Source organism: Roseofilum sp., assembly GCF_982964205.1.
Genome location: NZ_CEZBFX010000158.1, coordinates 1 through 9,580, shown reverse-complemented (window position 1 = coordinate 9,580; position 9,580 = coordinate 1). Strand labels below are relative to the sequence as shown.

The window sequence follows — 9,580 nt, the reverse complement described above, 5'->3', positions numbered from 1 at the left end:
CTTGCGTGACCTTCGCAATGACTTATCTCAATGATACTGTACTCCGTTACAGCGCTTTGCGCTGTAATTATGATTGATAAACCAATCATGAGCCACCTGCCCAATACCCCCCACTCTCACAGAAAGAACTAATCTTCCGGCAACTGATACTGACCGACAATTTTCTTGGCAAACTCTGGCACATGCTGCTCTAATTTTTCCGGATAGTTGCGTTTCGTATATAGGTAGTTGCGGGTAAAGTGGGAATCGATGGAAAAGCGGGCGTATTCTAACCCTTTGGGGCCGATTTTTTCGATGACTACGCCCATTAATTTGGCGGCCCACATGGGCAGGGTAACGCCTCGATCGTAGGCGGGAATGCTTTGTTGCACGGCTTGATGGCGATCGCCTTTTGACATCACGGGCTGAGTTTCCAGTTGCTCCATGGCCAGATCCAGCATTTCTTGACCTGTATCATTACGAACAACAATCCATTGCCAACCGAAGGGCGCGCCCATATAGCCCACGACCAAATCTGCCAGGGAGTTCACATAGTCAAAGCAGGTCATACAGGAGGGTGCGAACACATCCTTAAGTTGATTGGTCTTCAGTCCGAAAAAGGGCACGGTTTCCGTAGAGCCATCTTCATGTTTGAAATGCACCCGAAAATCCTGCATAAACTCGTAGTGAACGACGGTTTCCGGCGATCGGCTGGTGGTTTCCAAAAACTTTTGCAACCCAGCGCGAGTTACATTATCCACACAAGGGGTTCCCAACACATAGAGTTTCTCTAACCCCAATTCCTTCTCAACCGCTCGCAGGGCTTGAATTTGACAGCCCACGCCGATCGCCAGCAAACGCTTCATGCCCGACTGTTCCACCTGCTCCAAAATCGACAAATTCGGGGAAAGCGTCGGCTTATTCACCCGTGCCGCGAGAATTTCCTCTGGAGTGCGGGCAATCACCGGCATTGGTTGAAATCGATCCTCCGGGGTGTTTTGAACGCATACAACCCCTTCTACCTTGCCCTGAGTCAACATTTCAATGGCGATCGTACTCACAATTCCTGTCCATTGCGCTCCCTCAATGGGTTCTACTTTCCGCGCCGCCATCATCTGCTGGTGAACGCCAAAATAGAGTTCATCTTCATTCTCCAAATCACGCGCTCTACCATGACTTTCCGTTTCCAGTCCTGGAATCTGCTGATGAATAAAAGCGCAGGCTTCCTTAACGTAGTGAATATAGTAAGTATCGCACAGCCCACATTGACTACAGAGTTCTTTCGCCGGAGGCACGCTACCGGGTTTGAGGGCTTTAGCTTTATGGTGCTTGGGAGCAGTCGAAGTCATGAGGGCAACACGCGATCGCAAGAGGACAACTTCTTATTACCATACCGCTACGGAGACCCTTGCGCTAGGGGATGGGGACATGGAGGGATTGAGAGGTTCTGTTAAATGCTCTCTTAGAAACAGAGATCGCAGATATTTAAACTACCCGTAAAGAGCAAAATCTGGTTTTTCCTATTCCCTATTCCCTAGCGCGAAGCGCCATAGCACCTCGTTAAACCAAAGAACCCCCACAACTTGAACCCGCTCCTGCTGTACAACCGTAACAATAGGAAGCGGTTCTCACCTGTTGAATTACATCTAAAGTTCCCCAGTCTAACAGTTGGGCTACGGTTAAGGTTTCTCCAGTGGCAGTCCGTGCAGGAATGCCTTCCATTTGATTAAAATCACAATCGTAAACTTGCCCTAAATAATCCACCGATAATTCTTGTTTGCACATCAGACTAGAGATAGTCTGAGGATTAAAATTATCTTCCAAGAAATTCAGATACGGTTCATAGATACTTCTCCTTTGAAGATGGAATTTTGTGCGCCCAATGGGTAAGTTCGTAATCGTCAGCAAGGAATTAAATTCGATCTGAAAATGATCCTGCAAATACTGTTTATAGGCACTCTCTAAGTTCTGTTGATCTGGCGTTAAGGAAAACTTCTCTGAATTCGGAATTGCCGGATTATAAACCAAATCTAGAACGAGATGCGGATCTCGACCATAACCGAGTTGATTTAATTTTTGCAGAGCGCGAATTGAATCGTGATAAACTCCATTTCCACGCATTTTATCCACATTATCTTCCAGATAACAGGGTAAAGAGGCAACTACGCGCACCTGACGATCTGCAAAGTATTGGGGTAAATCTTGGTAACCCTCGACAAAAAAGATGGTTAAATTCGAGCGCACAATTACTTCTTTACCCGCTTTTCTCGCTGATTCGACAAGGGAGCGAAAGCCATAATTCAGTTCTGGCGCTCCTCCCGTCAGATCGACCGTTTTGATCTGGGGAAATCTTTCAATCAGTTCAATCAGTTGATTGCAGATTTCTGGAGTGAGTTCTTCTGTGCGTTTAGGCCCTGCTTCGACGTGGCAATGGGTACAGGCAAGGTTGCAGCGTTTACCTAAATTAATTTGTAATACCGTAATTTTCTCTTTGGTGAGGGGAGCCTGAAGTTTACGCTCAAAGGGGGTAATGTTGGTCTGAAGCATGGGCAAAAAGGAATGGGGAATAGGGAATAGGGAATGGGAAATAGGCTATACCATTTGTGTCCTAACTGTTTTATCCCTTAGATACTCTATCTTATTTGAAGATATCGTGCCATGCATGGATGAGGGGTCAATGGAGATAGACAGGGTGGGAATCATGAAGTTTTGTAACAAATTGCCGTATCTTGGGGCGATCGCCTGATAACTCCCTAACCACAAGGGGAGATCAACATGCTAACTACTCAAATTCTATTAGCAACTCAAACCGTTTCCCCACTCCATCCTGCCATCATTTGGGTTATTGTTGGAGTGATTCTCGGATCGAGCGAACTGTTATTACCCAAAACAGTTCCTAAAGCCTTTAAATTTATGCCCTTAATTATGGGCATTTGCGCCTTGATTGTCGCGTTTCTCCTCTGGCGCAGCAATGTCTTTTACCGAATTCCCCATAGCTTACAAATTCTCTATTGGATGTCCCTATCTGGTGCTTGCACCTTATGGATAAGACCCCTGTTTAGACAGAAAAAAACATCGAGTTTATTTGAAACAACTGAAGCCATTACCCTCACGGAAATTCCGGCTGGAGAAATAGGTCGAGTCCGGTTTGAAGGCAATTCTTGGGCTGCTTCTTGTGAAAATCGCCGCCAAGCTATTCCTGCACACACTAAAGTCTATGTCCTGCGTCGAGAAGGCAACACCTTAATTGTTGTCCCCAATCCTCTCTTAGATGTTTAAGTCTATTGCTTATCCTGTCAACTTTATTTGGGATTTTAATCATGATTGAAGTCTTCTTATATCAATGGTTCCTGTTCTTGTTCTTTGCCTTAAGCGGAACCTCCCTTGCTGCTAGTATGAAGGTGGTTAAACAGGGCGATCAAGCCTTGGTTGAACATCTGGGTCGATATAATGGCAAAAAACTCGAACCTGGACTGACGTTCTTAGTGCCCTTTTTTGAACAAGTTGCCTATAAAGATACTCTACGCGAACAACCCTTGGAGATGAAGCCTTTAGCTTGCTTGACTAGCGATCGTATTACTGTCACCCTCGATATGATTGTCTATTGGCAAATTCTCGATCTGGAAAAATCTTGCTATAAAGTCAAAAACTTGCGTCAAGCAGTCATTGATTTAATCGAGATTAATATTCGCACCGAACTGGCAACGGTTGAATTGAACGATCTGTTTACCGTACGAGATCAACTCAATGAAACTCTGGTGCAAAAATTAGATGTGGCGACAGAACCTTGGGGCATTAAAATTACCCGAGTTCAACTGCGGCAATTTCAAATTGGAGAGCCGTTACGCCATGAAGCGCTAAAACCTTTGCTTGTAAAAAACGCATCAGCGAACCTTTCTCTTCAGTCCACCCATAGCAATTCTTAATCCTCTGAGAAACCCGGTTTCTTGAAGAAACCGGGTTTCTGGCTGCCACATAAAATTTGGCGAACATCATGGTGATTTTAGAAAAAACAACAGCCGATATCTGGGATATTTAATTGGAACCTGTGGGTTCGTTAGTGAAAACTTTCCAAAGCTACCGAATTATGTTATGATTAAATAATGGTTAATCGTTTTCTTTGAAATTGGGAATTCAGCCCAATCTCCAGGTACAAATGCAAACGATCAACCACAGGCACCAGTTTCTCGGGCTAAATCTGGGAACCGGGCGCAAACCGCTCCCCAATTTGAAGTATTAACCTAAATTCCACTTATGCTACCTAAAGCCGATCTGCTCAAAGGTGTTGAAAATAGAGAAGAAATGGCCCAAATTTTGGATCGGGCAGAACGAGCGATTAAAACTTGGGAAGTCGTCACTACGGACTTTTTATCGCCTGCGATTTTAGCCGAATGTGAAACGGTGTTTAAGGGGTTGACGGAAGTTCATTTAGTGGCTTGGGGAGGATATCCCCAAGTGGAACGCAAACGGTTAGGTATTGCCCGGGAAGAGGTTCCCTTAGAGCCAGAAAATGTGGAAGTCTCGGTATTGGAAATTGCGGGTAATTTTCTGTTTGACACGGCGACTCACCGCGACTTTTTAGGGTCAATGTTAGGAACCGGAATTGTGCGGGAAAAAACGGGTGATATTGTGGTTTTGGGAGAGCGAGGAGCGCAAGTTATTGTGGTTCCGGAATTGGTGGAATTTCTAGAGATGAATTTAACTCAGGTGCGCTCGGTTCCGGTGAAAACCCAAGCTATTGATATTGGGGAGTTGAAAGTGAGAGAACCGAAGCGCCAAGAAATGACGACAGTGGAAGCTTCGATGCGTTTGGATGCGATCGCCTCGGCTGGGTTTCGCGTCTCCCGTAGTAAAATGGTGCAGATGATTGAAACTAAGGATGTGCGGGTGAACTGGAAAGAGGTTACCCAAGCTAGTCATACGGTAAAACCGGGAGATTTAATCGCTATTCGTGGAAAGGGACGCTTGGAAGTCAAGGATGTAGCGATGACGAAAAAAGAGCGCTATCGGGTGCAGATGGTTCGATGGGTTTAGCCTGAAATGTAGAAGAGGAAGCGATCTCACTGTTGCTGAAACGGTTATTTACGGTGGAAGAGTACCATCGGATGGGTACGGCTGTCATTTTGTCTGCGGGCGATCGCAGTCATTAAACAAAAGAGACAGCCCATGTGGTGATTAAGGCATTGCTATAAACGAAAATATCCCACTGTTCTTTTAGCTGGACAAGTGGGATATTTTTTCTTTCTAGAGATATCGACTTATCGCAAGAAACTACTCACTAACCACAACGTAAAAAAAGCAACTACAGCCGCGAATTGATCGCTGTTAACTTGACTGACGTTGGCTAACCCCGCTCCTAAAAGGCTACCGAGCAATAACCCAGCGATCAGTCCCCCAACGGTAAGTAAGACCGATCTCCCAAACTTATTTTCCTTGCGGTTCAAGAAATAAATGCTGGCCACCACCCCCGCTAGAAGTGTAACCTGGAGAGGAGACTGACTACCCTGGGGGGTGGGCAGGAGGGCGACACAACTCATTAACACTAAATAAACGCCCATAGGCAAGAGAATATCTGCTTGACTGGGAGTATCCAGATAGGATTGTAACCAGTTGGGCATGGAATTCCCAGGAGTTGGGGGAGCCTTCGGTTGAGTCACCGTTGCTTTTTCCGGAAACCGGATGCGATCTGGAACTTTGAGTTTTCCCTGTTGCCGCATTCGGAGACGATCCATGAGAACGGCATCATAGGCGGTCTCAATGGCTTCCACTTGTCGGCGATCGCCACTGTGTCGATCCGTGAGGCTCTGACGGGCCTGTTGAATTTCCTCAAACGAGGCATTTTCGCTTAACCCCAAGGTTTCATAAGGACTTTTGTCACTCATCTTCTTTTTAATTCCCTCACAATCATTCAGCCCTCCGATCGAGGAACCGTAGGAGTATAGACTTCCAGCTTACATAGCTTATACAAGCTTGGTTGCTCAACTCAATGGTTGACCCGGTTTCTAGCACTTGCCAAATTAGCCTAAACTTTTTTCACCATTTTAACCATTTTATTAGTGCCACTTTAACATAATTCTTAATAGAGTTGGCTACCCAAGCAATCAGCACCGATAATAGATAATCTAAGCTCCTCAATGACAGATCGCCCCATCTTTTTGAGCCAGGAACGATCTGCCAGCGGGCTTAGGCTGCCGTTATTCTAACGGCAAACCTGTATCACAGAGCCACTATGGCCAGATACACTTGAGGACGAAACTGCCAGTCTTGGGTCTGTTTGTCAACTCGCAAGCATATATCACAAGGTTATTCATATGGCTTCAGCCAAGATTCTTGTCGTAGATGATGATCCTGCAATTCGTAATCTAGTCTTTCGCTATTTGGGCAAACATGGCTATGAACTTGAAAATGCTCCTGACGGAAAAACCGGCATGACTAAGTTCAAGCAGTTTCGCCCCGATTTGGTAATTTTAGATGTTAATTTACCGGACGCGCTAGGTTACAATCTTTGCCAGGAAATGCAAACTTTAACGGATGTTTTTGTGTTGATGCTTACGAGCCGCACGGATACATCAGATAAAATTATTGGCTTTGAAAAGGGAGCCGATGATTATCTCACTAAGCCTTTTAGTGTGGAAGAACTCAAATATCGCGTAGAAGCTCTACTGAAGCGCCAGCGCACTGTGACGACTCCTGAGCGTCAACTGATTACCCATGGTCAGTTGTCTATTGATCCGGAACGTCGAGAAGTGATGTTCCAAGGGGAGCCAGTGATGCTAACTGCTTTAGAGTTCGATTTGCTGCATGTTCTAGCCAGCAACCCAACCAAGGTGCTGCGGCGTTCAGAGTTAATCAGCCAAGTATGGGACTATGAACACCAGGGCGATCAGCGGGTTGTTGATGTGCATATTGGCCAAATTCGGAAGAAGTTAGAAGCAGATGGGGGACATCGGTTTATTAAAACGGTGCGGGGTGTGGGCTATAAATTTGCACCTCCCGATACTGTATTGGATTAAACTGATTTGGGATTGCCCTGTCTTTCTGCGGATATGGAGGGGTTGAGATGGGAGGTTTATCTACCCAGTCTTTGGAATAAGCGCCTGACTTTCTCTAGGTCTTTGTCTCCTGGTTGGCGCTCAACTCCACTGGATAAATCGATGCCTTGGGGAGAGAGATGCTGTAAAGCTCTGTGAATATTATCAGGGGTTAATCCTCCCGCTAGGAGCCAGGGTAAGGGAGGAGTAAAGCTCTTTAAGTCTTGCCAATTGAGGGTTTGACCTGTTCCGCCAAGTTGGTGGGGGTGATAGGCATCTAAGAGTAGGGTATCGACACAGGTTTGATAGGTGGGAATTTGATTTAAGGTTTCTGGAGTGCGGACTCGAAAGGCTTTGATTAGTTCGATCTGGGGTAGATGTTGGTGTAGGGTTTGGCAAAATGAGGGGTCTTCATCACCATGGAGTTGAATTCCAGTCAGATGACCTCGGGTGACGGTGTGGGAGATTTGCTCTAGGGTGGCGTTGACAAATACGCCGATGCGATCGATAGATGGGGGCAGTTGGGTACAGATCTGTTGGATCTGTTGGGGTTCAATGTAACGGGGAGAGCTGGACACACAGATGAATCCTAGGGCTGTAGCTCCTAAATCGGCGATCTCCACCGCTTGGTCAACTTGGGTAATGCCACAAATTTTAACGCGCATATTTGCTCCGGATTCTGGAAATTTTGTATCAAAATTTTAATAAACTTTAAGGAATGACACAAAAAGAAAGTTTTGTCATCTTGCTTCTTATAATAGTGAGGACTTTTTACCGGGATTAAGGAGCGAAAGACCTATGACCTCAGAATGGTCTCTCAATATTGGACTGATCATGATTGCTTGTAATATTCTAGCGATCGCCATTGGCAAATTCACCATTCAACAAAAAGGTGTTGGCCCCGGCTTGCCTGCTGGCCCCTTCTTCGGTGGCATGGGAATGGCTGAATTACTGGCGACCACCAGCTTAGGTCATCTCCTAGGTGCTGGCGTAATCCTAGGACTCAGTGGTACTGGAGCGATTTAATCTCCCACAGGGTTTGGAAAACTTGGGGAGTATGGGAGTCTGGGGAGCATCGTTTTCCTGATTTTCCCTCTCCCCAACTCAATTACCCGTTACTAGCGCGCAGCGCTCTAATTGCTGTCCACTCTTGTTCAGAGAAAGGTTGTACCTGAATTTCCATCTTAAAGGTTTCGCAGGCTGCTTGAGTCAATGTATCGACTAGATGAGAAAAACTCAGAGTTGCTAAACTCGGTGGAGGTTCTGGAAGTAGCTCAGAAAATACCTGATGCCATAATTGGCGATCGGGATTCAGACGCATAGAGCCATGTTGGAGAACGGTGGAACCCTGCCAAACCTGAGCGCTACCAATCAGCTTATAGCCAGAATCTAAGATTAAATCTGCTCCCGTCGCCGTGGCAAAACAATTGGGAACTCGGGCATAGCCTCGCCCAGCAGAACCGTAGTCTAATTCAAAACCGAGCGATCGCCACCCTCGAATCAGAAACTCACAAATCTGCTCATAAGCTGCCATTCGATGAGCAAACCGTCCAGAATATACCAGAGCATAAGTTAAATCTCCTTGATGGAGAACCCCTCGCCCCCCCGTTGGTCGCCTCACCAACTCTACGGGTTTTCCTTGCCATTGCAAACCTTGCCAAGACTCGGGCCAGCGTTTTTGGTGATACCCCAAAGAAATCGCCATCGGCTGCCAGGTATAAAATCGCAAGCTAGGCGGCTGATTGCCCTGTTGATGCTGTTTCCAGAGCCAGCGATCGATCGCCATTTGCGATCGGCCCGACTCCTCAATTAAGGGAATAAACCGCCACTGTGCAACCAAAACTACTGTCCAAACTCAGCAATCAGAGCTTCATCATTATCATCAGCAATATTGGCCACTAACGTAATCGCTCGTGCAATTTCCCCTGGGGACAATTCCGCCACTGTGCGAGTCGCGACCACCACCACCCGGTTATCCACAATGGCAAAATGAGCCTCAAAGGTTTTCAGCCAATTCATTTCCAACAACTTACGCATCAATTGTGCTTCCTCTTTAGCTGGTAGCGATAGCACATAAGACCAGACCGTTAAGCTATCATCATCGGTTTGACCCGTCAGTTGCACATAGACCTCTACCGAACCATATTGGAATTTCCATAAGTACCCTTCCTGAGAATCATAGCCCGCTTGCACCGTCTGACCTTCAGCAATCATCGTGCTGATGACCCCTTCAATCTCATTAATATAATTGGGAGTCGCAGGTTCTAGCTCTTGGGTCATCGTGTTTTCTACCACTGGATTACTCATAATCGTCTTTCTCCATCACCAATCACCAATCATACAGGAATCCTACGGGTCAGAGGTTAACCTGTTTACCCATTATTACAAATTCCGGGGATTTAGAGATATTCAAGGAATTAAGATCTCGGAGATTCAGAAAAACTCTAAACGCGATAGAGCTTTAGTAAAGCAACAAAGAACAGAAGGAAATGTAGAGCCAAAACGCAGATATTGACGTTCGGAGGTAGGGACAAGAGTTAGAGAAATGAAACCTTTTTATAGAGGGTCAA

General features: G+C 46.0%; 11 protein-coding genes. 5 read left to right on the top strand and 6 right to left on the bottom strand.

What is annotated here, in order from left to right; all coding sequences use genetic code 11:
• Positions 1 to 128: 128 nt before the first annotated feature.
• Both AC3A14_RS22945 and arsS read right to left on the bottom strand, forming a co-directional pair.
• Positions 129 to 1,328, bottom strand: coding sequence for a Coenzyme F420 hydrogenase/dehydrogenase, beta subunit C-terminal domain (locus AC3A14_RS22945; RefSeq protein ID WP_318719207.1), 1,200 nt, complete (start codon positions 1,326 to 1,328; stop codon positions 129 to 131).
• Positions 1,329 to 1,539: 211 nt separating this feature from the next.
• On the bottom strand, positions 1,540 to 2,526 hold the full coding sequence (gene arsS, locus AC3A14_RS22940) for an arsenosugar biosynthesis radical SAM (seleno)protein ArsS (protein ID WP_318698546.1): 987 nt from the start codon (positions 2,524 to 2,526) through the stop codon (positions 1,540 to 1,542).
• A 228-nt stretch (positions 2,527 to 2,754) separates the two neighbouring features.
• On the opposite strand from arsS, the gene AC3A14_RS22935 reads away from it, so the two are divergent.
• From AC3A14_RS22935 to AC3A14_RS22925, 3 genes are all read left to right on the top strand, one after another.
• Entirely contained in the window at positions 2,755 to 3,258 is a 504-nt protein-coding gene (locus AC3A14_RS22935; protein WP_318734138.1) for an NfeD family protein, read from the top strand.
• A 41-nt stretch (positions 3,259 to 3,299) separates the two neighbouring features.
• Positions 3,300 to 3,905, top strand: a complete 606-nt coding sequence (locus tag AC3A14_RS22930) for an SPFH domain-containing protein (RefSeq protein WP_318734136.1) — start codon at positions 3,300 to 3,302, stop codon at positions 3,903 to 3,905.
• 328 nt (positions 3,906 to 4,233) lie between these two features.
• Positions 4,234 to 5,013 (top strand): photosystem II electron transport protein, Sll1252 family, encoded by a 780-nt coding sequence (locus AC3A14_RS22925; protein WP_487779182.1) that lies wholly within the window; start codon positions 4,234 to 4,236, stop codon positions 5,011 to 5,013.
• A 224-nt stretch (positions 5,014 to 5,237) separates the two neighbouring features.
• Here the strand turns inward: AC3A14_RS22925 and AC3A14_RS22920 are convergent, their stop codons facing one another.
• Entirely contained in the window at positions 5,238 to 5,861 is a 624-nt protein-coding gene (locus AC3A14_RS22920; RefSeq protein WP_318698542.1) for a CPP1-like family protein, read from the bottom strand.
• Between the two features lie 429 nt (positions 5,862 to 6,290).
• On the opposite strand from AC3A14_RS22920, the gene AC3A14_RS22915 reads away from it, so the two are divergent.
• A complete protein-coding gene (locus tag AC3A14_RS22915; RefSeq protein WP_318698541.1) occupies positions 6,291 to 6,992 on the top strand; it encodes a response regulator transcription factor in 702 nt (233 codons plus the stop codon).
• Between the two features lie 56 nt (positions 6,993 to 7,048).
• Here the strand turns inward: AC3A14_RS22915 and AC3A14_RS22910 are convergent, their stop codons facing one another.
• Positions 7,049 to 7,675 carry a phosphoribosylanthranilate isomerase gene (locus AC3A14_RS22910; RefSeq protein WP_318698540.1) on the bottom strand — a complete coding sequence of 209 codons (627 nt, stop codon included), beginning with the start codon at positions 7,673 to 7,675 and terminating at the stop codon, positions 7,049 to 7,051.
• 133 nt (positions 7,676 to 7,808) lie between these two features.
• Between AC3A14_RS22910 and psaK the strand changes: the two genes are divergently transcribed.
• Positions 7,809 to 8,036 (top strand): photosystem I reaction center subunit PsaK, encoded by a 228-nt coding sequence (gene psaK / locus AC3A14_RS22905; protein WP_271936642.1) that lies wholly within the window; start codon positions 7,809 to 7,811, stop codon positions 8,034 to 8,036.
• A gap of 82 nt (positions 8,037 to 8,118) precedes the next feature.
• Here psaK and AC3A14_RS22900 read toward each other — a convergent pair whose 3' ends face one another.
• Positions 8,119 to 8,796, bottom strand: a complete 678-nt coding sequence (locus tag AC3A14_RS22900; protein WP_413039139.1) for a lipoate--protein ligase family protein — start codon at positions 8,794 to 8,796, stop codon at positions 8,119 to 8,121.
• Between the two features lie 56 nt (positions 8,797 to 8,852).
• Complete coding sequence (locus AC3A14_RS22895) at positions 8,853 to 9,317, bottom strand: YbjN domain-containing protein (RefSeq protein ID WP_318734130.1); 465 nt, start codon at positions 9,315 to 9,317, stop codon at positions 8,853 to 8,855.
• Positions 9,318 to 9,580 lie beyond the last annotated feature (263 nt).

Bases quoted from the DNA above. Each gene is read 5' to 3' on its own strand.
- AC3A14_RS22945 (WP_318719207.1), bottom strand. From the start codon at position 1,328: ATGACTTCGACTGCTCCCAAGCACCATAAAGCTAAAGCCCTCAAACCC.
- arsS (WP_318698546.1), bottom strand. From the start codon at position 2,526: ATGCTTCAGACCAACATTACCCCCTTTGAGCGTAAACTTCAGGCTCCC.
- AC3A14_RS22935 (WP_318734138.1), top strand. From the start codon at position 2,755: ATGCTAACTACTCAAATTCTATTAGCAACTCAAACCGTTTCCCCACTC.
- AC3A14_RS22930 (WP_318734136.1), top strand. From the start codon at position 3,300: ATGATTGAAGTCTTCTTATATCAATGGTTCCTGTTCTTGTTCTTTGCC.
- AC3A14_RS22925 (WP_487779182.1), top strand. From the start codon at position 4,234: ATGCTACCTAAAGCCGATCTGCTCAAAGGTGTTGAAAATAGAGAAGAA.
- AC3A14_RS22920 (WP_318698542.1), bottom strand. From the start codon at position 5,861: ATGAGTGACAAAAGTCCTTATGAAACCTTGGGGTTAAGCGAAAATGCC.
- AC3A14_RS22915 (WP_318698541.1), top strand. From the start codon at position 6,291: ATGGCTTCAGCCAAGATTCTTGTCGTAGATGATGATCCTGCAATTCGT.
- AC3A14_RS22910 (WP_318698540.1), bottom strand. From the start codon at position 7,675: ATGCGCGTTAAAATTTGTGGCATTACCCAAGTTGACCAAGCGGTGGAG.
- psaK (WP_271936642.1), top strand. From the start codon at position 7,809: ATGACCTCAGAATGGTCTCTCAATATTGGACTGATCATGATTGCTTGT.
- AC3A14_RS22900 (WP_413039139.1), bottom strand. From the start codon at position 8,796: ATGGCGATCGATCGCTGGCTCTGGAAACAGCATCAACAGGGCAATCAG.
- AC3A14_RS22895 (WP_318734130.1), bottom strand. From the start codon at position 9,317: ATGAGTAATCCAGTGGTAGAAAACACGATGACCCAAGAGCTAGAACCT.